Genomic DNA, 21,246 nt, shown 5'->3' on the forward strand with positions numbered 1-21,246 from the left:
AGCTATCAAGCCGGCCTCCACCTCCGAGCTTCCATGATCTGGATCAAGGACCTCACCCGAGCCAGCCAGTGATCACGACTCAATACGCGCCCTAGTACCGCACGGGAAAAAGCCGCGAAATCCACGTTTCCCCAGGTCAGAAAGATCCTGCCTGGGGACGCTCGGTAGGGCGGGTGGGACTCGAACCCAAAAGGGAGACGCGTCTCACCTGCGACGATGCCAAAACAGCGGACGTAGCCTCCCGTTTCCATCCGGCTGCATCCCGCTCGATCCCGCTCGGATGGGGATCGGTTAGGCGTTCGCCACACCCGTGTCGTTCCGCTCAGCACCACTTCTGCCCTGCGGAAGTAGAGGGGGGTCCGATTGGGAGGGCCAACAGATCACTTCGGAGCAGCGAGGGGCTTCCATAGCCCCTCCAGGTCGCCAACGCCCACCATATGCGGTGACGTTCAGTAGCCGTCGACGGTCATCCTCGCGAGCGACGAAGAGCCTGGCGAACCATTCCACCGGGGCATGGGTCAGGGCGACTGCAGGGCAGGAACCCGACGAGACTCCTACGTCGGCAGAACGAGATGTCGTACACCCCTGTCAGCAGCGCAGAACCCTCGTGCGCTGCAACACCTCAACGGCTTCACCCGGTCGACGGCCTCACTGAAAGAGCTCAGAAATCGTTCAGGCGGCTGGGAGGTACCGCCGGTGTGGAGAGGGCGTCGGCTTCTGCCTCGATATCGACGTCCACTTGGACCCTGCGGAACTGTTCGAGGGTCTCGAGTTCTTGCTTCGTGAATCCGTCTTCACTCAGACGGACACCCAGCGCGAGCAGTTGCATGGTCTGCTGAATGCGAACGGCATCCAGTGCGGCGTCACGATGGAGAGCTCGGTAGGCATTGGCTGTGGGACCGCGCCAGCCGACCTCGATACTGTCGACGACCTCGTCCATGCGTTTGACCTGCTTGCCAAGGTACTCCTGCATGTCATCCAGATCGTCCGCTAGCTTGCTCAACTCACTGGACGTGTAAGCGAGTTTAGGCTCGTCGCCCATGCCACCCTCCTTCTTCGGGCTTGTGCGGCAGTCGCGCATACCCAACCTTACCGAGCTCGTGTGTGGTCAGCGATGGCATGTCGAGGGGGCCGCCTTGTCCACCGACGTGCGAACGTGCAGAAAACCTACGGCCGTCAAGCAGAGGAGTCGACCCACCCCTCCCTCCCGTGCGGCTCGAGCCACCCTCAATCCGGCCCGGCAGATCGCATCCGCCAGAAAAACTTGCGACCGCCCGTTCCCAAGCTTCGCGTCGGCCGACCACGATGCCGATCTTGGGTGCCCCCGAAGCCATCACATTCAGCCGGATCACACCACGGGCACGACCGAACCTGGAGCGGGGACCCGTTGAGTCGACATGCCGCGGTTGCCCCTTCCTCGGTCACTGGCGAGAAATACACGCGACCCTCCGGATGGAGCTTAAAGTGAGTACCCACGCCTAGAACACGCGGACGAACGGCGCCGCGGACAAGGCCCAGGACACAGATGCCGAACCGGATACCTGAGTGGTTGACCGGGCACCGCGCCGTCAAGGTGCCCGGGCCGGTATCTGCATCGGAGCCCAGCATTCTGGACGTCTGAACCACGGGGGATCAGCACCATGCCGGACGAAGACCGGATCACCGTCGATTTCACCACCCTGCACCGCCTCTCAGGGGATCTGGAGGTCATCCTCCGCGCCCTGAACAAGAAGCTGGACATCCTGTACGAGCGAGCTACCCATGCCGTACTGAGCTGGGACGGTGAGGCACGCGAGGTCTTCATCGACGAGCTGGACAAATGGGGACGCTCGGCCGATGACCTCAAGGCCACCCAAGCCTGGCTGCACGAGGTCGTGGTCAAGGGGCACCTCAGCTACGCCTCGGCCAACAGGTCAGTTCTCGAAGGCTGGGGAGGCGGCGCCTGATGGCCGGGCCCTCCGCCCCTGCCCAGCCGCCGGGTGGCAACGGCACCATCGACGTCAAGCCGAGTGACCTCTGGTCGGTCTCCGGCCGCGTCGCCGTGCAACAGGACTTTCTGGTACGCGGCGCCAAAAAGCTTCTGGAGGAGCTGGGCAAGTACCCCGATGCAGGAGGCGCCGGCACCGAGGCCCAGAAGTTCGCCCAGGCGTACAAAAGGATCGGTGACCGCTGGCTGGAGGTCTGGGGCCGGTCCGTACTCAGCGTCGGCGGTGTGGCAGTCGGGTTCACCGAGACGGCCAACGCCTACACGAAGGCCGACGTCGCGGCCCACCCCAAGCCCGGCAGGACAGCCGAGCAGCGCCCCCGGCCCGCGGTCATCGACAAAGACCCGAACCTCGGCTCCATCCCCGACATCAAGTGGGGCGACGACGACGGCGGCGACGACATCCTGCGCGGCCTGATGGAGGGCATACCCGAAATCGTCCGGGACCTCCTCCATCCACTGTGCAAGAACGTGTTCCGGGTCGGCAGGGTGGCAGACGTCTACCCCTATCCGGAACAGCACTACCTCAACTCCCTCTGCCACAGCTGGATGAACGTCTCCATCACTGCGTCGCTGGGAGCGGACCAGCTCACCCAGGCCGTCGGGGCCATCACCAACCACCAGCAGGCCGAGTGGGAGGCCGCGATGCGGACCTTCTGCAGCGCCCTGTGGGGAGGGACGGCCTGGGGGCAGCGACAGCACGGCTACCAGTGGGCGCAGACCGCCAACTCCGGCCGCGTCACGCCACGCGTCCCCACGGGCAGTCAGCCCGTCCTGGCCGTACTCAAGGACACGGCCGATGACATCGCCACCATCCTCCGCGAGTACGCGGAGGCCGCCGTCGACCTGAATCGCGACGTCAAGGACGAGCTCGACCGCGCCATGTGGAAAGCCGCCAAGGACATCATCGAGGACCTGGCCAAGCCCAAAGATCTGAAGAGCGCGCTCGGTGCCGCCACATCTCTCCTCGGCAGCGGCGCCGGCCTGCTCCTGTCGTTCGACGTCAAGACGGTACTGAACCTAGACACCGGCAAGCTGAACGGGATCGTCGCCGAATACACCGGCATCCTGGACGGCCTGACCACCCGGATGACGGCACTGAAAGGGCCGCTGGACGAGGCGTACCGCAGCGCCCCCAAGTTCGAGGCCGGCGTCGCCCGTGCGCATGGCTTCGGGGCCCGGGCCCTGGAGGAGTTCAGACACGAGCAGCGGTGGACTGAAGCTGGCTCCAGCGGCAATCACACCTTCAACTTGGCGAGCAACGAGTACCTGGGCGGCGGTCACACCCTGGACAAGCACGTCGGCAAGACCGACGAACAGCTCGCCCAACGATTGCGCGACCAGGCCGACGACAACAACAACTGGCCTGAGCAGCGCAAGCCCATGATCGGCGGCTCTTCGTCCTTCAAAGACATGTCCGACGCGCAGCGGCTGACGGAACACAATCTGCGGGCCAGCCAGTCCGAGATCGACACGTGGCTGGCCACCAATCCTCCAGAGGGGAAGACGCAGGCGTTCACGAGCCCAGCCCCGGACGGTGACGTGAGTGGCCGGTACGTGTCCAAGCAGCCCACTCCTGATCCGGGCGGGTCGGGCAACACCATTCCCGGGACCGGGTACAAGGACCACGGGCTCGATGCGAAGGCGGTCGACGTCAAAAACGTGAAGACGATCCTGAAGTACGATTCCAGGCTCGATCCGCCCTACATCATTTACACATCCATGCCCGCCCCGTGACCGACGGAAGCCGAATGAACCCGATCGACAACACCGTCTGGGACGCCGCCCTGGAGCGGCTTCTGGACGACGTGTACGCCTTCGCGAGGACTGGACCCCGACGGCACGACGACTGGGGAAGAGATGTCCTGGATGTCATGGACCGCTCGGTCACCGACCCCCGGGGCCTGCAGACACTGGAGTGGCAGATCGACAAGAAGGGACGGGAGAACATCCGTCCTTCCTATCCGTTCCTGCCGCTCACGGCTGAGCAGGTGCACGCGTGGACGTATCCTGTCACGGCCTCTGCCGCCGCCGCGCTACTCGCCTCTCTGACCCAGGAGTGGTTCTTCGAAGCGCGCCCTGTGCGGACTCGTGCCGACCGGGACGATGTAATGGCCGACGCCTGCTCGGTACTCAGCCGTTTTGGTGCCGACGCCGACTTTCGTACGTCGTCCGACCTGGCCCGGACCTCCACATCGCCGGACTTCCTCGCCGGAGAACTTGCCGGCGGCCGCGCCTTCACCGACCACGTCATGGATCTCGGACTGATCGCCGTGAGCACGGACGAGGTCGGGGTCTTCTGGTCTTTCAACGCAAACTGAGAACACGCTCAGGTACCAGGAACAACCGTTCCCGGCGCCTTGGAGAAAGGTGAGCATTGCTGACGAGATCCGCGACGTACCCCGACCGGGAGACCGCCCAGTGGGTCACCCAGCAGGTGGTGACCGCCAACGAGCAGGCCATTCACCGCTGGCTCGCCCAGAACACCCGGTCCCGCCTCACCATCGAGGCCGCCTGGCCCTCCCGAGAGGAACCCGTGGGACGGGTCCAGCTGGAGGCCGAGCTGCTGGCCGGACGGGGGCCCATCGATGTCCGCGCGGCACGCGTGGTGCTGCGCCGTGAGCCGTCGAAACCGCACGGCTTCGTCGTCCACACGACCATCCCGTTCTACCTCTAGGGATCGCAGGCACATGCCCATGAAGCCCCTCGAACACGACCGCCGCTACGGCGAGCTGGACCAGGTCATGCGCGCATACCTGGGGCAGCCCGCCGACGACACCCCGGAGCGGCGCAGCCGTGCCCTGGACGCGTACCTCCGCCACACCTGGCACACCCGTCCCTCGGCCATCGCGGAAGCGGAGCGCCAGCTGCGCGAGTACAGCCGCAACCCCCCGGGCCGCGTCCGGCTCGGCCTGGGCGAGTTCTACGCGATCCCGGACACCGGCATGCCCGAATCGAAGATCGGTGACTGGCTGACGGTGCTGGCCGACCACCTGAAGCAAAGCATCGAAGAAGGCGACGTCCCCAAACCGTCCTCCCCTCAGACCCACTGGGAATGGCACATGCGGTTCCCTGAGACCGCGCAACTGCTCGGCGGCTGGTTCTCGCAGGACATCGTCGACGAGTTCCCCGACCACGACGCCGCCGTCACCGACTACACCGCCACCACCGACCCCCAACTGGTCGCGCGCCTCGTGGGCGAACTTCACGAGCTACTCGCCCTCCCTCTGGACGAGGGTGACTACGCCCTGGCCGCCGCCGAACTCGGCATGGAGGTGGGCCCGCCCGAACCGTTCTCCCACGGAGCCTGGTTCCAGTCGCTGGCGACGACGCTGTCCAGCATCTGATCAGACCTAAACTTCGCCACCCACTCGCGCACGAAGGCATGGGCAGCCCACGACAGGGCGGGTGGGATCGTTCTCAACGCCCCCACCGGCGCGGGACGGTAAAAGCCCAGGTCACAGCCGCGAAAAGACCACCCTGGGTGTGGGACGAACCACGTCCGCCACACGTCCGCCACACGCAAAATGCCCCACCAAACGCGTTTCCCCAGGTCAGAACGATTCTGCCTGGGGGCGCTCGGTGGGGCGGGTGGGACTCGAACCCATAAGGGTGACGGCTCTCACCTGCAGCTTTACCAAAGCGACCGATTTATACCCCCGCTTCGCTCCAGTTGCGTCCTACTCGATCCCGCTCGATCGGAAAGGTGGTGCAGCGTTCGCTGCACCACCTTTCCGACGCCTCTTGAGGTTCAGAGCTCCGTATTCCCCCATGTCCGACCCCGCCGAAGCAGCAGTCGTGCAACAGCATGACGCCGCCGGAGAGTGGGATAGCACGGCGGTAAGCCTCGGCAGCCACAGTCACGCTCTGACACGAGCGGAGTCGACCGAGGTGCCGGGCCCGGGAGCGGGGTACCAGGCCCTCGCGTAGTTCCGCGCTCCTTGGAGGGTCGTCCCGGGCCTTATGCCGTCGTCTCTGTCCGCCACACCTGCTCGCTCGTCCGTCGCCGAGCGCCTTGGCATAGGGACGTCTTGTGTCACCATCTGCCGCATCTAGAGGTGACCTCACCTCCAGCGCGGCAACCATTGGTCACCTGCTGGCCATCAACCGCCTGCGCAGCCCTCCCGATCGGGCGAGCAATGCTCAAGACCTGTGGATCGGACTCGGGAGGGGTGCCTCGCGGAACGCGGAGGGCGTACCTTCCCGAGTGATCGATTTCTGGTCATCGAGTAGGCCCGCGTTGTTGCGCGGGTCGGGAAGGCACGCCCGTGCTGAGCGTAGTCAACGAGGACGGCACCACCCAGAGCGGCTCCTTGATGGACGACATCGTCCGTGAGGGTGCCCGTCGGATGCTTGCCGCGGCTCTGGAAGCCGAGGTCAACCAGTACATAGCTGAGTTGGCGGGCGAGCGGGACGAGGCCGGCCGCCGTAGGGTGGTCCGCAACGGTCACCACCGCGAGCGGACAGTGGCCACCGCGGCCGGTCCGATCGTGGTGAAGGCGCCGCGGGTGAACGACAAGCGGGTCGACGGCGAGACGGGCGAGCGCAAGCGGTTCTCGTCCAAGATCCTCGCCCCCTGGTGCCGGAAGTCCCCGAAGATCAGCGAGGTCCTTCCCCTGCTCTACCTGCACGGTCTGTCCTCTGGCGACTTCGTGCCCGCGATGGAGCAGTTCCTCGGCTCGGCCGCTGGGCTCTCGCCGGCCACGGTGACCCGGCTGACCAAGCAGTGGAACGACGACCACGCAGCCTTCCAGGACCGGGACCTGTCAGGATCCGACTACGTGTACGTGTGGGCCGACGGCGTCCACCCCAAGATCCGTCTCGGCCAGGCCCGCTCCTGCGTCCTGGTCCTCATGGGCGTGCGTACCGACGGCAGTAAGGAGCTGATCGCGCTCGCCGAGGGCCTGCGCGAGTCGGCCGAGTCCTGGGCCGACCTTCTGCGGGACTGCCGCCGGCGCGGCATGCGCGATCCCGAGCTTGTCGTCGGCGACGGAGCCATGGGGCTGTGGCGGGCCCTGGCCGAGGTGTTTCCGCAGGCCAGACATCAAAGGTGCTGGGTTCATAAAACCCGGAACGTGGTCAACGCCCTGCCGAAATCGGCCCAGCCAGGCGCGAAGAAGGCCCTGCAGGAGATCTACAACGCCGAGGACCGCGATCACGCCGAGAAGGCGGTGAAGGACTTCGAACGCGCTTACGGCGCGAAGTGGCCCAAGGCCGTCAAGAAAATCACCGACGACGTCGACGAGCTCCTGGCGTTCTACGACTTCCCGGCCGAGCACTGGGTCCACCTGCGCACGACGAATCCGATCGAGTCGACCTTCAGCACGGTGAAGCTGCGGACCAAGGTCACCCGCGGCGCCGGCAGTCCGGCCGCGGCCCTGGCGATGGTGTTCAAGCTCGCCGAGTCCGCCCAGACCCGGTGGCGCGCGATCACCGCACCCCACCTCGTCGCTCTCGTCCGCAACGGCGCCCGGTTCGAACGCGGCGCCCTGGTCGAGCGTGATCGGGAGGCTGCGGCAGCATGAGTGAGCGCAAGCAACGCCCGCTGCTGTTCATGGACGTCGACGGGCCTCTCCTGCCGTTCGGCGACGGCCCGCAGCGCGAACCGTCAGGCACCGCGGATGCGCACCTGACGCGGCTCGACCCGCACCTCGGGCCTCTCCTCGCGGCACTTCCGTGCGAGCTGGTCTGGGCCACCACCTGGGAAGAAGCGGCGAACATCGACATCGCGCCTCGGCTCGGCCTGCCACCCCTGCCGGTCGTGCACTGGCCGGAAACCTCCGACGCGCATGCACGCGAGGACCAGTGGTTCGGGCTCCACTGGAAGACACGAACCCTGGCGGCATGGGCGGACGGACGCCCGTTCGTCTGGGTCGACGACGAGATCACCGACGCCGATCGAGACTGGGTGTCCACCCACCACCCCACCCCGACCCTCCTCCACCACATCGCATCCTCCCGCGGCCTCACCGACGAAGACTTCACCATCCTCGATCAGTGGCTACGGACCACTTGAGGCCCCCGCGGTGATCCACAGGAATTGACAATTGCTCCGATCGGGCCGTGCAAAACAGCCACACGTCAGACACTCGGCAGCGAGCTTTTGGCCAGGCACCAGCTGTCGCCTGAGCCATAGCATTCCGTATGTTCATCGGTAACGATCACGCTGATGGGGGGGCCATGGCCTGGGACGAGTGGAAGCAGATCAAGAACGATGTGGCCGCCCAGCGCACGGACTCCATGCGACTGAACCAACTCGCCCCGGCGGCAGGAGGCGGCAGCACCCCGGATCTCGCCTCAAGCCCGCAAAAGAAGCAGGCGGCAGCGAAGGCCATCAACGAGGATCTGGAACCCGACGTCGAGAGGGACGGCAAGCACGCCACCGAGAGCGTGACAGCCGTGGTCAAGGAGTTCGGTGCCAGGGACGGACACGGCTGGGACACTTCGGGTGCGTTGAGGAAAGCGCACAGGACGTGGGAACAGCAGGTCAAGGCGCTGCTGGGTCGACTGTCGTGGGAGAAGCACGCCCTGAGCAAAACGGGCATCGACCTCCAGAACGACGACATCGGCATCGGCTCACAACTGGCTCCGCCGTCCCCGATCGACAACTACTGACCAGCCGACCGACCGCCCGGGGGATGCGTGCCGACCTATCACGAAGTGATGAGCAGCGACCTGTCCAAACTCGCCGACGCCGCTGACAAGTGGGGAGAGATGGCGGGCAAGTTCAAGACGATCGAGAAGCAGTACGAACGCGATGTCCATGGCATCTCACTCGGACAGTCGTGGGTCGGCCAGAGCGCCGATGCCGCGAACTACAGGTTCACCGTGACACTCAGGGAGCTGCAGGGGGCTCAGAAGGAGGCCAAGGCAATTGCGTCCATCCTGCGCGATGCACACACCCAGCTCGCCGCCCTCCGCGGCAGGGTGAACACCGTGCGCACTGACGCGGTCAAGGACGGCATGCGAGTCTCCGACCAGGGCGTCGTTTCGTTCGATACCGAACAGCTCAGCCAGAGTGCACGCAGTGCGTACGTACATGACCCCGGCTACCAGGAAAGCGTGCGCGCGCAGGTGATCCGGTGGAGCGATCTCCTGGACCAAGCGGTCCAGGCGGTCACTGACGCCGACGACGGCATCAGGCTCGCCCTCGCAGCCGCCGTGGTCGACTCCGACATCACGGACGGGACCATGAACGGCTTCAACAGAAGTCCTGTGAAGAGTCCTTATCCCTCCCTGGAGGAGGCCGGCAAGGCCGCCAACATGCCGAAGGGGAGGGCCGCCGTGGCGGAGTGGTGGCGTGATCTCGATCCGGTGACCCGCGGCATCCTGCTGCGGGAGCGCGGTGACGACCTTCGAGAAGCAGGGATCATGGCTCCTCTGTACGAGTGGAGACCGGCCGACGCCGGCTCGGGAGCATTCGACACGGAGGATCGATCCCACCGCTCGCGACCTCTGGGTCCTGACACAGGCACAAGCGATCGCCGCAGGAGGCGATGTCACAGGAGAGGTCGCGGCATCTCGCAACATGCAGCACTACCTCAGCGGCACCGGCGAGCCGCTCGACCTCGACGTCGACCGCATCCTGCACGACGATTCCGGGTTCCGGACGGACGTGGGCACGCTCCACATCACCGAGAACCAGGAAGCATGGCGTCAGAAGGCCCTCGACGAGTTCGAGAAGGCCGGCGGCGACAGGACGGTCGTCGTCCCCGTGGAGAGCCAGGCGATCGGGCGGACCTTCGGGGAGGACGAATGGTTCCACGCGGTCGGGTCGCACCAGCAGAACGTATCGGGCGTGGTCACCGTCAGTCCGGGCGACGGCGGCAAGCCACAGGTCTCGCTCGACTACCAGGTCAACGTGTGGGACCGGTACAACTGGGACTCCGGAAAATCGACGACGTTCCCCAGGGGCGTCACCATTCCCGACGACGACATGGGGCGACTGCACAAGGTGGGCTTCGCCCAGGAATTCGACATGCGCGGTAGCAGCAGCACCTACACCCAGGACCTGAACAGTGGCTCAGCCCCCGGAGTGACACCGTCGGACCCTGGGCGCGAAGGGTCCCGCGGGGACGTCTCGCGCGGCGACGAGGAGAACCGGTGAACGACCCATCTGCCCTGCGGCCACGGCTGCTCGCGACGCTCGGGGCCGCCCTGCTGCTCACCTCCTGTTCGAGTGCCGGCGGGGATGAACACCGGACGACGGACGGGCGTGCCTCGCACTGGGGAAAGGACATGGGCGCCCCGGAGGCATCGGCGTTCATGAAGGTGGCGGTGCCCGAGAGCGCGACAGAGGTAAAGGGCGCCGTGCAGATCAATCCGCAGGAGGACGTCTACCTGCTCTCCTTCGTCACCGACGAGAAGACCGCGGTACGAGTGGCGGAGGATCTGCGTCCCGAGAAGCCCCTGCGCACCAGGAACCAGGACCTCCCGTCCCCCACCGAACTCTTCGGACACCTCGGCCTCGCCGAGCCCCAGACCGAGAGGGGCGTCCGCTGGGCCGGAGTCTGTCCGCCCTGTGTCGGGGACAGCCGCCGGAGCGAGGTCCAGTGGATCGAGATCCACGTCCTCGAACTGGACCGTGGCACAACCCGGGTGTACATGCAGGCGTTCTGACCGACAGGGAGACGCCTGCGCCGCCCCGGAACCCGGGACCTGGCGGCCGGCTCTGCGTGGGCCTTCCTGGTCTTTGCCAGCGAGGACGAGTAGCCCGTGCTGCCGGGCACCGTCACTCCCCAGCAGTACGCGGGCGGTCACGCCGGCGGCTTCGAGCGCCTCGACCTGGCGCGTGGGCAGGTCACCGCCCACGAGAACCGGCATCGGCATGAGGACAGCGTCTGCTGCCCGTCGGGCAAAGCCGTCACCGTCTGGCGGGTGGGCGACGAGACACCTTGAGGCGGGGACACCACGCGTCACTGCCTGCAACCCGCACCCGGAGGGCACCGCGCCGACGCATCCACCGTGACGAAGGTGCGGCGCGCTCCCCGGCGCCGGACCACGCGCCCGCCAGCACCCCGCCGCCTTGCCGGACAACGCGACCGCCGCTCCGGCCCGTCCCCACTCATCCCAGTGCCTGACGCCCTCAGCCACACGCTGACCAAAAGCATCCAGCGCAGTTCGGACTTCAACGACTGCCGGAGAACGTGCCGCGGGAGACGCGGTCTCACATCGACCAGCAGCCGTGGGATCGCTCACCACGCGTCCCACGAAGAAGTAACCAAAACACCAGGTCACAGCCCTACGAAAGCTCACAGGCAATCAAAACGCTGCACGTTCGCTGCACCGTTGCGGAGCCCGCAGTTCCCCAGAAAACGCGTTTCCCCAGGTCAGAACGATTCTGCCTGGGGACGCTCGGTGGGGCGGGTGGGACTCGAACCCAAAAGCGTGATGCCTCTCACCTGCGGAAACGCCACAGAGGCGGACATTCACATCCTGCTGCGTCCCGCTCCATCCTCCTCGGTCCCCGGCGACCACGATGCCGTGCGGTATGTACCGCACGGCTACGGGGCACTCCCGGTGCCTACAGCAGGAGACGGCCCACCCGGCACACCCGCTGCAAGACAGCCAACCCCACGACTCACCCGTGGTGCATGCTGCCCGCTCCGATACCGCCTCCCCCCCTGTTCGGCACAGTTACGCTCTGCTACGAGCAGAGTCGGCCGAGGTGTCGCGCTCGGGAGCGGGATATCAGGGCCTCGCATAGTTCCGCGCTCTCCTGGATGGTCGTCCCGGGCCTCGTGCGTCGTCGCTGTCCGCCGCGGCCCCTCGCATCCCGCGCGACGCCCTGATGGCACTCTTCCGGATCAGGCTTGGGCACGCTTTCTCCCCGACCACGCCGCAGAGCGCGGCTGCAACCCTACGCAAGAGAACTGCCCAGTGGCACGGCTGGTTCCCCGGCCGGAACCTCGACCGTCCTTACGCGAGGCTCTCCGCCACCGCGCGGAAGCGCTTGCCCGCCTCGTCAAGGTGGTCAGCGATGGACAAGGCGATCTCTCCAGGGGAACCGAAATCATCAAGAGTCGTGACGAGGTTGGCTTTCAGATTCAGGCTGACACTCGGCCCCTCCAGAACTTCATCCACTGGGTATCGGCGGAAGCGCCGGGACGGGGTCCGCCCTCGATGGTCGCTCTCGCCGGGCCGGTAGGCGGCGAGGAAGTCCGCGAAGGCGTCCTCCGTGAGGGGCCTGCCTGTGTCCGTGTGGTGGTTGTCGGTCCGGGCGTCATACACCCATAGCTCGCGCGTGGCGGGCTCACCGGTTGGCCGGGGAACGGACTTGGTGAAGAAGAGAATGTTCGACCTGGAGTTGGTGCCGTGGAAGATGCCAGTGGGGAGCCGCAGCAGGGTGTGGACGTCGCAGTTCTTAAGCAGGGCTTCGCGGACGGTGGCAGCGGCACCGCTCCCGAAGAGGACACCGTCGGGGACAAAGACCGCAGCCCGTGCGCCCTGAGGCAGTGTGATGGCTAAGTGCTGAAGGAAGTTGGTCGGCAGGTCCGCCTTCTGCGCCCAGAAGTCGTCGCGCTGGTCGGTGTCGGGAACGATGTCGCCGCTCTTGAACGGGGGGTTGCAAATGGCCACAGTCGCAGCCACGTCCCGGTGATGCCGCCGGGTGGCGACGCCCTTGGCCTTGAGGGAGTCGGCACGCAAGACCGGTGGCGTGTCCGAGAGGACGCGTCCGGTGTTGAGCAGGATGTTCATCGTGGCGAACCGGCACATCTGGGCGTCGATGTCGGCTGCCGCGATGGCTGTCGAGTCGACGTAAGTGCCGGAGGCGGCCATCTCCCGGTGTGCTGCGATGAGCGTGCTACCCAGGCCGCCGGCCGCGTCGATCACTCTGTCCTCGCCCGTGACGGCGAGCGCTTTCGCGACGACCGCGAGAAGCTGCGGCGGGGTGAGGATCTGGCCGGTCTGCCGCTTAGTAAGGAAGTCCTCGCGGCACTCGGCGAGCATGGAGGAGAACGCCTCCCCGAGCGCGCCCTGGGGGACAGCGGTCCACTGGTACGGGGCGAACTCCTCGACGATGAGGCGTCTGAGCTCGGACATCCGGTCGATGTTCCAGGGCTGGGCGTCACAGAAGAGGACGCTCGCGGTGGCCCTCCGCGGGTCGACCGGCTTGGGCATGCCAAGCTCACGCAACAGGCGGGTGAGATAGGTATGCAAGTCCTCGCCGTTGAGGTCGGTGAGTTTGGGCCAGGTGCCAGCCGGGGCGATAGGCAGTTTGGCGAACCGCCCGGGACGCAGGGTGTGCTCATGGTCGATCTTGAGGAAGAGCAGGTAGGCAATGTGCTCGACAAACTCAAGGCGAGTTAGGGCCTTGGTGCTGGTCTTCTCCCGGTAGAACTTCCACAGGCGATCAGTTATCCGCCTACTCGTCCAGTCGCCTTCTTGCGGCTCCCCCGCCGCTCCCCGGCTGGTGCCCCGCCCCACCGCCATGCTTCGCCCCGCCTTCCGTCGTGCTCCCGAGCGTGCCTGAGCCTCGCGGGCGCCATCGCCCCGCTCGGGTGACGGCGGCCTACCGCTCTGGTGCTTCTTCGCCTTGGGTGATGCTGTCGTCCACGGCCTGTGCACTCGGCTTGAGCGCACGGGCTACTGCGGTGAACTGGGCCAGAGCGGTCTCCAGTTCATCCACGATCTCCTGGGCGATCACGTCGGGGGACGCGAAGACCGTGCCGGAGGAGGAAGCGGACTGAAGCACCGTCAAGTCCAGATTGACCTTGTCGCGGGCGATCAACTCATCGTAATCGAACGCACGGAACCGTTCACTGGGCTTTCGCGCCGAAAAGTCGGAACCGCCGGAGTGGTAGGCCGCGACGAAGTCGTCAAGGTGCTCACGGCGTAGCTGTCGCTGCTTGAGGGTGAAGCGCTGGTCGGTGCGGAAGTCGTAGACCCAGAGCTGGCGGGTTCCAGGGCGGCCTCCGGAGCGCTGGCCGGTCTTGTCGAAGAACAGGACATTGGCCTTGACGCCGTTGGCATAGAAGATGCCGGTCGGAAGCCTGAGCAGGGTGTGCACGTCACACAGGTCGAGGAGGTTGCGGCGGATCGTGGTACCCGCGCCACCCTCGAAGAGGACGTTGTCGGGCAGAACGAGGGCACCACGCCCGTTGGTCTTCAGCAGGTTGTAGATGTGCTGGACGAAGTTGAGCTGCTTGTTGGTCGTGGGCGCCCAGAAATCAGTACGAGCGGTGTAGGCCTCGCCGGTCACCGAGCCGACGCCGAAGGGCGGATTGGCGAGCACGATGTCGTAGTGCTTGTGGATCGGCTTGGCCAGCGAGTCCTGAATGGTGATCAGCGGCTTGGCCTCGGAGGTGCCGATGCCGTGCAGCAGCATGTTCATCAGAGCGAGTCGGGCGGTCTCGCGGACCAGCTCGTAACCGGTGATGGACCCGGTCTGGAGCTTGTGGCCCTCGTCGCCGTACAGCTCGTCCTCGTAACGGGTAGCGATGTGCGCGTGCGCGGCGATCAGGAAGCCGCCAGTACCGCAGGCCGGGTCGGTGATCGTCTCACCGATCTTCGGCTGGACGCAGTCGACCATGGCGTCGATGAGGGGACGCGGGGTGAAGTACTGCCCCGCACCTGTCTTACGGTCCTCCGCGCCACGCTGGAGGAGGCCTTCGTAGGCGTCGCCCTTGAGGTCCTGGTTTTCGGTGGTCCAGGTGTACGGGTCGATCAGATCCTTGATCAGGCGTTCCAGGATGGCTGGCTCGTGGATCTTGTTGCTTGCCTTCGTGAAGACCTCGCCGAGCATCGTGCCACCACGCTGGCCGAGGTCCTTGAGGATGAACTCGTAGTGATCTAGCAGCGCTTCGGCGGACCTGGTGGTCAGACTCGTCCAGTCACGGCCCTCCGGGACGAGCGGGGCCTCAGGGGCATTGCGGCGGAACTTGGCGGGACGCTTGGCGCGCTCATCGGCCATCTTCAAGAAGAGGAGGTACGTGAGCTGCTCAACGTAATCGAGCGTCGAGACGCCGGAGTGGCGCAGCAGCTCGCAGTATGACCAGAGACGGTTGACGAGGGTGGAGGTCGGGACCGGCGCGGGGACGGCGGTAGCCGGGGTCTGAGCCCGGGTGGCCTGCTTGTCGTGACTCACGGCGGTGCTCACAGGGAAAGCTCTTCCTGGCCCGAGGAGGCCGGCTTGCTAGTGGTCTTGCGGGGGGCACGCTTGCGAACGGGCTTGACGGCAGCAGCCTGGCGCTGAGTGCGGATTCGGTCGACAAGGGTGTCAGCGGGCTCGTCGGCGGGGTCCTGGGGGACGAGGACGCCGGTGAAGGCGGCGTGGAGGAGGGCGCCGCGAAGAGACTTGGCCTGCGCACTCGCGTCCTTGATCACCTCACGCATTGCAGCAGCTTCACTTCGCCGCTCCGCCAACTCCGTCAGTATTTCCTTTTGGCGGACCACCGGAGGAAGCGGAACACGAATCTTTTTGATTAGACCTAGACTCAAATTCGGCTGAACACCGCCAGATGCCATTTCCCGGTTCTCCTCATACAGGGCTTCAAGGAACGCCAACACCCATGCACGGCTTGACTCAAACGCAGGCTTGAGCTCAATTCCTGCGCACGCCTGATTGGTTGTCGCACGAATCCCTAGTACTGCACACTTCCCCCGCGTCTTCCCTTCCCCGTACATCGCCATAAGAATTGTCCCCGGAAGATATTCCTTCACTGCTGTTTCGGAGAGCGCCAGGTCCGTAATGAACTTATCCGCGCTATCGACATAAGCATCGTTCAGCATTGAGCTAGTAACCCATGGAACCGTCCCGTGCCGATAATATTCCGGCATCGCTTTCAGCGGGGTTGCCCCAGACGAAACATTGGCCATTTCTCCAATAGCAAAACAATCCCAAGAGGATGCCTCCGGATTCGCCTTCGTGGCCTTAGCGAGAAGCATCACCTCAAATAGTTCCAGTTGCCTCCTAGCTTCCACAAGGGCCGCCTCACCGTCCTCGATACGCGCGAGCTGTTCGTCCAGCTTGGCGACGATTCGGCGCTGCTCAGAGAGTGGCGGAACGACGACTTCCTCCTCGAAGATATCCACCTCTCTGACCGCGGGATAGCTAGCCCCGCGCTGCTTCTCTACGACGCGTGCAACAAATCCGTTAGACGTTACTAGGTGAAATAGGTAACGAGGCTCAAGCGCCTCCCCTGGCCTCAACACGCAGAAACCAGTGGACGCAATCTCACCATCAAGAAATTCGGGAATCCAGGCGATCTTTTTCAGATATGGGCGAACCGTCGAAAATACCGTATCCCCTACCTGGATTAGCTGCCGAGCACGACTGGGAGCACCCTGAACCGGGATCTCTTTAGCGGTGGACACAACCAACTCACCAGAAGCGATAGATCCGATATCCACATATCGGAACGTCTCCTTACCCAGTTCCCCAGGATGAACCTTGACAACTGATTCACACAGCTCCCGGAGTGTCGCCCGCCCCCACCCTTCCGGCAACCTGCTACCCGGCGCGCTCGCCACCACTTCTCCCGCGCCTGAGTCCGTCACGCGCCCAGCTCCTTGTCCAGTTCGTCAATGATTTCTTCCGCCCGGTTCGCGCCGAATTCGGCGAGGAATCCGTCCGTTCCGTTGCGTTTTGTGAACGGGGCGTAGTCAAGGTCGGCGGTGTCGAAGCGTACACGCTTGATGGTCGAGCCGACGATGTGGTCAAGCCACCATCGCTCGCGCTTACTGAAGCTGACACCGGACTGTTCCTGGCGGGCGAGCCAAGCCGCGTACCGCTCCCGTACAACCTCTTCGTGGGGGCGAGGAGCCGGAGCTCCGCGTTCAGCGCCGCCGGCGAGTTCGTAGCGCAGGAGGGCGAGGAGGTCGGCGGCGGTGCGCTTGGCGCGCTTGTGTACCAGCGTCTCGCCGACGTTCTCGTACGCCTTCCAGAGAGTGTCTGGGGTCCAGGAGCGCGGCGGACGGGCAACGCTCCGTGCCACGTCCTGGAGGCGACGCAGGGCGGCGGCGGGCGGGACGTCGGAGTCGGCGCCGAAGGCAATAGTCAGGGCCGCGATCTCGTCGCGGTTGTCGTCGATGTACTGCTTCCAGTCGCGGACGGTGGCCTGTGCACTCTCCTCGTCGTCAACGGCCGCGCCCGCCCGGACCAGCGCGTCACGGCTGTTCTCGTCGTACAAGATGTCCTTGGCGCGACGCATCTCCAGGAGCCTCGTACGCAGTGCTGGCGCGGCGGCGAGTGGCTTCAGCGCATGCTCGATGAGCTCGCGGACCGCGCGTTCGGGGTCCCGGCCGACACGCTGAGCTGCCTCCCGGGCTTCCAGCTGCTCATCGGTCGAGACCGCCTTGACCATGCCGTGGACGATCTCCTTCAGCGGGACACCACCGCTGATCCGATCGATCTCGGCGCGTTCCTCGCTCGTCATCTGAAGGTCGAGCTTGGCGAGGCGGGAGGCGAGTGTGGAGACCTCTTCCTCCTCGATCGTGTGGGCGGCGGTCTTGCGGAGTAGTTTCTCCAAGCTGATCTGCTTGTCGCTGTGACGCTCCAGCGGGGCCGCGTCGACCTTCGGCTTCCGGGTGACGCCGACTGCGTCGACCATGACGAAGCGAGTCTTGGGGCCCACCCCGGGTGTCACCCGCTCGAAGTCGGTGAGGGAGAGCGTCCGTGCACCGCGGCCCTTCATCTGCTCGAAGTAGGCCCAGCTCTTGACGTCCCGCAGGAAGATCAGGCATTCGAGGGGCTTGACGTCGGTGCCGGTGGCAATCATGTCAACGGTGACCGCGATACGGAGCTGGGGAAGGTTACGGAAGTCGGCGAGCCGTTCGGCCGGCTTCCTTGCCGCGTGCGTGATCTTGGTACAGAAGTCGTTGCCCTTGCCGAAGACGTCACGGATGACCTCGACGATCTCTTCGGCGTGATTGTCGTTCTTCGCGAAGACCAAGGCCTTGGGAACGTACATCTCGTCCCACAGCAGCGCGCCGGTTTCCGGATGGCGTTTGGCCCGTTCCGGGAAGATCTCCGTGAACAGCCGGTCCCTGAAGGTCTGGATCACCGTACGCAGCTGGTCTTTGCTGATGATGCCTACGCCGACCTCCTTCGCGCCGTACTCGATGTCCTCGGCAATGTCCTCGTACCGTTGACGACGGGTCCGGCGATCGCGGACCGGGACCGTGCCCTGCGCGATGACCCCGCCCTGGCCGGTTATCCGCGTCTCGATCTCGTACACGGAAAAGTCGACGTTGACCCCGTCGGCGACCGCCTCACGGTAGGTGTATTCGCTGACTAGGTTGCCGTTGAAGTAGCCAAAGGTCTGGGCGACCGGGGTGGCGGTGAGACCGACGATCGGGGCGTCGAAGTACTCCAGGACCGAGCGCCACTTGCCATAGATGGAACGATGGCACTCGTCGACGACGATCAGGTCGAAGGCTTCGGGCGGGATGGTGGCGTTGTAGCCGACCTCGATGTCGCCGGGCACGTCGTACGGCAGGTCCGCTTCTTCGCCCTCACCCTCAGGGGCCGCGTCGAGAAGGTTACGGCCGGTGAGCTCCATGTAGAGGCGTTGCACAGTGGAGATGACCACCTTCGACGAGGCGAGCATTCCTTCCGCCCCCAACCGCTGTACGTTGAAGAGGTCGGCGAACTTGCGGTGGGTGTCCGGGGTGGTGAAGTTTTCGAACTCCGCGAAGGCCTGTGCACCCAGGTTGTTGCGGTCGACGAGGAAGAGGACCCGTTCAGCGCGGGCATGCTTGAGCATGCGGTAGGCGAACGTGACCGCTGTGAACGTTTTGCCAGCGCCGGTGGCCATCTGAACGAGAGAACGGGACTGCCCCATGCCATGCTGCCCCCTGCCGAGAGCAACAGAGTCCTCCACCCCCTGAACGGCGGTGATCTGAGCGGGGCGCAGGGGGCGCTCATCAAGTTCGGGCATCCGAAGCCGCAGCCGAGCGCGGTAGCTGGGAGCCTGCGGGTCCTCGTCGGCTTGGCGCATCCAGCGCGCCAGCGTACGTGGCTGGTGAAAGGAGAAGATGCGGCGCGTACGGGAATCCGGATCGAGAGTGGAGCGGAAGCGAGTCTCGCCGCCATCACTCACGTATCGGAACGGCAGTGGGGTGCGCCAGGCGACCAAGCGCTGCTGCGCGTCGGTGAGATGGTCGGCGTATCCATTGGCCTGAGTTTCCGCTGCCGTGAGGTCAGCGCCTTCTCGCTTGGCCTCGATGACGCCGACGAGCTTTGCCTCTACATAAAGGGCATAGTCGGCTCGGCCCCGTGCCGTGGTCACCTCGCGTACGGCGACTCCGCTGCCGCGCCGGTCACCCTGAACGTGGAGATTGAGGCCGGATGCGGCGTCCTGGACGTACCAGCCGGCCTGCGTCAGCATCTCGTCGAGCTTGAAACGGACCTGTGCCTCGGTCAGCGGCTCTCGGGATGCCTGCTCCGCGTTGTCAAGCAAGCGAGCGCGCTCTGCGACCGCAGCCGAGGCGGCGGCTGTGCTGGTGGCATCGGCACGGTGCCGGTGAGCGCGCTCCTGGCCGGCCGCCGTCTCGATGGCCGCCAGCTGAGCCTGCATAGCGGTGACCTGACGAGCCAGCTCCTCGCGCTCGGCCTGGGCCTGGGCGAGCTCGCGCTCGGCAGCGGCTCGCGCAGCCTGCTCGACCTGCGCCTGTGATGCCTGATCCCGGTAGCTCAGCCGGGCCTCTTCGAGTGCCTTGCGGGCAGCGGCAATATCGTCCGCTAGCCGGGCGTTCCTGGCGGCCGGCGTTCGGTCAGGGCTCGGCGGTACGAAGGTGAACTGCTCCCGGGATCCGGTGAGGAGACGGTGGTACCAGACACCGAGGCGGAAGCAGGTCTGCAAGGCACGGAAAGCGTCTTCGGCGCTGTCGTGGCCCTTGTGATTGGCGTCGTTGCCGAGTGTACGGACCTCGTGGAAGGCGTTACCGACGTCGCCGTGAAGGTAACCCTCCCGATCCAATGCCTTGAGACGGTCGAACTGAGTACTTCCCTCGACACGAACCCGGCCCCGGCTCACCAACTCCTCCGCGAGGGCTTCGCCGAACTGCCGCGACTTGATCAAGGAGGTATTGGGGTCGTCGAAGACGTGGCTCTCAGCAGCGGCCCCGTAGGCCACGAGGAGCGGCAGGTCAGTGAGGAGGAAACCGAAGTTCCTGGACTGCTGAGCGAGGCGTACCAGTCTGGGGTCCGCCGTAGAACCGCCTGCACTCATGTGACCCGTCCGCCTTTCAGGTGGACCGCACCCGGCGCTCAAGCCTCGATGACGTCCACGTCTCTCACCAGTACGTCTGCGTGATCCTCAATCGACCCTATCGGGGCAGACCTCCGTGCCGCTCAAGTTTCCTACGACACCGTGCGGAGCCCGCGGCTACCTGCGTCATCGGAGTCACCCCACCAGCGGGGCAGCCCGACCGGCTGCCGATAACTAATGCTGCATCAGGCAACGTTTGCCCTGCCGACGACGGCGCGTAGGCGTTGGTCGTCGGCGTGGAGGTTTCGCCAGGTGATGTAGCGGCAGGTCGTGCGTTGCGCGCCGCCGCCCAGGTGCCGCCCCGCTGACACTTCTTCGTAGTCAGGTGCGGGAGAAGTTGTCACTGCCGATCGCGATCCGGACCTGGGGCGGGTAGAGGCTGCGGAGATACCGGCAGACCTTCAGGAACTGGGTCTGTCTCTTGACCGGCTTGATGTGGCCATAGAGCCTGTCTCGGGTCAGGTCCAGGGCTGCGAACAGGTGGCACACCCCGCCGTAGCGGTTGTAGGTCGCCCGGCGCCTGCGGCAGGGTTCGCGATCGGGGTTCTTGTGCTTGCCTCCGCGTTCGGTCCACAGCCGGCCTGAGTGCTGCATCAGGTTGAGGGGCCCGAACTCGTCCATGCAGAAGACGATTTTGGGTTCGCCCGCCTCGGGTACGACCCCGCCGTCGGCGATCGCGTAGAGGTGCTCGAGCCGGGCCTTCTTTCATCTCGCGCCGCTCCGCCAGCGTGAGTGCCCTGGGCCGGCCCCCTTGTACTTGGGGCAGAGCGAGTCGAAGCCGCCGGTCTTGCAGTTGTGGATCATGGCCCGGACCTGGTCAGCGCTCGCGTATGACACCTTGGCGATCCTCACCACCGCAATGCTCTGCGCGGACAACAGGTGGTCGGTAACGCACCCATCGGAATCAAAGCCGGACGGAGGCAGGCCGCACCCTGCCCGTTCGCTCATCGGAACCCCCCGATTGATCACTGCTCGGTGCGGGCGTAGGTCACCCGGTGCCCCCTTGGATGCGAAGCGGTGTCAGGACGGCATAGCAGCCCACCCCCACCG

The 21,246-nt window shown here is 65.5% G+C and carries 16 protein-coding genes and 1 pseudogene; 11 read left to right on the plus strand and 6 right to left on the minus strand.

Features of this window, described 5'->3' with window-relative positions; genetic code table 11:
- Positions 1–661: 661 nt before the first annotated feature.
- A complete protein-coding gene (locus tag ABZ154_RS32185; RefSeq protein ID WP_356837895.1) occupies positions 662–1,042 on the minus strand; it encodes a WXG100 family type VII secretion target in 381 nt (126 codons plus the stop codon).
- A gap of 598 nt (positions 1,043–1,640) precedes the next feature.
- On the opposite strand from ABZ154_RS32185, the gene ABZ154_RS32190 reads away from it, so the two are divergent.
- The 11 genes from ABZ154_RS32190 to ABZ154_RS32240 all read left to right on the plus strand — a co-directional run bounded on the left by ABZ154_RS32190 (position 1,641) and on the right by ABZ154_RS32240 (position 10,882).
- Positions 1,641–1,946 (plus strand): WXG100 family type VII secretion target, encoded by a 306-nt coding sequence (locus ABZ154_RS32190; protein WP_356837896.1) that lies wholly within the window; start codon positions 1,641–1,643, stop codon positions 1,944–1,946.
- Positions 1,946–3,721: an RNase A-like domain-containing protein gene (locus tag ABZ154_RS32195; RefSeq protein ID WP_356837897.1), complete on the plus strand. Its 1,776-nt coding sequence runs from the start codon at positions 1,946–1,948 to the stop codon at positions 3,719–3,721. Before ABZ154_RS32190 ends, ABZ154_RS32195 begins: the two co-directional genes overlap by 1 nt.
- A gap of 14 nt (positions 3,722–3,735) precedes the next feature.
- A complete protein-coding gene (locus tag ABZ154_RS32200) occupies positions 3,736–4,305 on the plus strand; it encodes a hypothetical protein (protein ID WP_356837898.1) in 570 nt (189 codons plus the stop codon).
- 56 nt (positions 4,306–4,361) lie between these two features.
- Positions 4,362–4,661, plus strand: coding sequence for an RNase A-like domain-containing protein (locus ABZ154_RS32205; RefSeq protein WP_356837899.1), 300 nt, complete (start codon positions 4,362–4,364; stop codon positions 4,659–4,661).
- A 13-nt stretch (positions 4,662–4,674) separates the two neighbouring features.
- Positions 4,675–5,331 carry a contact-dependent growth inhibition system immunity protein gene (locus ABZ154_RS32210; protein ID WP_356837900.1) on the plus strand — a complete coding sequence of 219 codons (657 nt, stop codon included), beginning with the start codon at positions 4,675–4,677 and terminating at the stop codon, positions 5,329–5,331.
- A 921-nt stretch (positions 5,332–6,252) separates the two neighbouring features.
- Positions 6,253–7,509 carry an IS256 family transposase gene (locus tag ABZ154_RS32215; RefSeq protein ID WP_356837901.1) on the plus strand — a complete coding sequence of 419 codons (1,257 nt, stop codon included), beginning with the start codon at positions 6,253–6,255 and terminating at the stop codon, positions 7,507–7,509.
- Positions 7,506–8,000, plus strand: a complete 495-nt coding sequence (locus ABZ154_RS32220) for an HAD domain-containing protein (protein WP_356837902.1) — start codon at positions 7,506–7,508, stop codon at positions 7,998–8,000. The genes ABZ154_RS32215 and ABZ154_RS32220 overlap by 4 nt, the downstream gene beginning before the upstream one ends.
- Before the next feature lie 164 nt (positions 8,001–8,164).
- Complete coding sequence (locus ABZ154_RS32225) at positions 8,165–8,599, plus strand: hypothetical protein (RefSeq protein ID WP_356837903.1); 435 nt, start codon at positions 8,165–8,167, stop codon at positions 8,597–8,599.
- 913 nt (positions 8,600–9,512) lie between these two features.
- Complete coding sequence (locus ABZ154_RS32230) at positions 9,513–10,091, plus strand: hypothetical protein (RefSeq protein WP_356837904.1); 579 nt, start codon at positions 9,513–9,515, stop codon at positions 10,089–10,091.
- Entirely contained in the window at positions 10,088–10,603 is a 516-nt protein-coding gene (locus tag ABZ154_RS32235; RefSeq protein WP_356837905.1) for a hypothetical protein, read from the plus strand. Before ABZ154_RS32230 ends, ABZ154_RS32235 begins: the two co-directional genes overlap by 4 nt.
- Positions 10,604–10,699: 96 nt before the next feature.
- Positions 10,700–10,882 (plus strand): hypothetical protein, encoded by a 183-nt coding sequence (locus tag ABZ154_RS32240; RefSeq protein ID WP_356837906.1) that lies wholly within the window; start codon positions 10,700–10,702, stop codon positions 10,880–10,882.
- Between the two features lie 1,020 nt (positions 10,883–11,902).
- Here the strand turns inward: ABZ154_RS32240 and ABZ154_RS32245 are convergent.
- The 5 genes and pseudogenes from ABZ154_RS32245 to ABZ154_RS32265 form a co-directional block, all read right to left on the minus strand.
- The gene (locus ABZ154_RS32245) at positions 11,903–13,417 is read right to left on the minus strand and encodes an N-6 DNA methylase (RefSeq protein WP_356837907.1); all 1,515 of its coding nucleotides are present in this window, start codon (positions 13,415–13,417) and stop codon (positions 11,903–11,905) included.
- Between the two features lie 79 nt (positions 13,418–13,496).
- Positions 13,497–15,083 (minus strand): N-6 DNA methylase, encoded by a 1,587-nt coding sequence (locus ABZ154_RS32250; protein WP_356837908.1) that lies wholly within the window; start codon positions 15,081–15,083, stop codon positions 13,497–13,499.
- Positions 15,080–16,483: a restriction endonuclease subunit S gene (locus ABZ154_RS32255; protein WP_356837909.1), complete on the minus strand. Its 1,404-nt coding sequence runs from the start codon at positions 16,481–16,483 to the stop codon at positions 15,080–15,082. The genes ABZ154_RS32250 and ABZ154_RS32255 overlap by 4 nt, the downstream gene beginning before the upstream one ends.
- Positions 16,480–20,157 carry a DEAD/DEAH box helicase family protein gene (locus tag ABZ154_RS32260; RefSeq protein ID WP_356837910.1) on the minus strand — a complete coding sequence of 1,226 codons (3,678 nt, stop codon included), beginning with the start codon at positions 20,155–20,157 and terminating at the stop codon, positions 16,480–16,482. The genes ABZ154_RS32255 and ABZ154_RS32260 overlap by 4 nt, the downstream gene beginning before the upstream one ends.
- Before the next feature lie 224 nt (positions 20,158–20,381).
- A pseudogene (locus ABZ154_RS32265) lies at positions 20,382–21,075 on the minus strand (IS630 family transposase); the annotation flags it as partial.
- Between the last annotated feature and the right edge of the window lie 171 nt (positions 21,076–21,246).

Origin of the sequence: Streptomyces sp. NPDC006261 (genome assembly GCF_040613515.1) — a bacterium.
Taxonomy (GTDB): Bacteria; Actinomycetota; Actinomycetes; order Streptomycetales; family Streptomycetaceae; genus Streptomyces.

What these genes read in the sequence shown, in the direction of transcription:
- ABZ154_RS32185 (WP_356837895.1), bottom strand. Translation starts at nt 1,042, where the DNA reads ATGGGCGACGAGCCTAAACTCGCTTACACGTCCAGTGAGTTGAGCAAG.
- ABZ154_RS32190 (WP_356837896.1), top strand. Translation starts at nt 1,641, where the DNA reads ATGCCGGACGAAGACCGGATCACCGTCGATTTCACCACCCTGCACCGC.
- ABZ154_RS32195 (WP_356837897.1), top strand. Translation starts at nt 1,946, where the DNA reads ATGGCCGGGCCCTCCGCCCCTGCCCAGCCGCCGGGTGGCAACGGCACC.
- ABZ154_RS32200 (WP_356837898.1), top strand. Translation starts at nt 3,736, where the DNA reads ATGAACCCGATCGACAACACCGTCTGGGACGCCGCCCTGGAGCGGCTT.
- ABZ154_RS32210 (WP_356837900.1), top strand. Translation starts at nt 4,675, where the DNA reads ATGCCCATGAAGCCCCTCGAACACGACCGCCGCTACGGCGAGCTGGAC.
- ABZ154_RS32220 (WP_356837902.1), top strand. Translation starts at nt 7,506, where the DNA reads ATGAGTGAGCGCAAGCAACGCCCGCTGCTGTTCATGGACGTCGACGGG.
- ABZ154_RS32225 (WP_356837903.1), top strand. Translation starts at nt 8,165, where the DNA reads ATGGCCTGGGACGAGTGGAAGCAGATCAAGAACGATGTGGCCGCCCAG.
- ABZ154_RS32230 (WP_356837904.1), top strand. Translation starts at nt 9,513, where the DNA reads ATGCAGCACTACCTCAGCGGCACCGGCGAGCCGCTCGACCTCGACGTC.
- ABZ154_RS32245 (WP_356837907.1), bottom strand. Translation starts at nt 13,417, where the DNA reads ATGGCGGTGGGGCGGGGCACCAGCCGGGGAGCGGCGGGGGAGCCGCAA.
- ABZ154_RS32260 (WP_356837910.1), bottom strand. Translation starts at nt 20,157, where the DNA reads ATGAGTGCAGGCGGTTCTACGGCGGACCCCAGACTGGTACGCCTCGCT.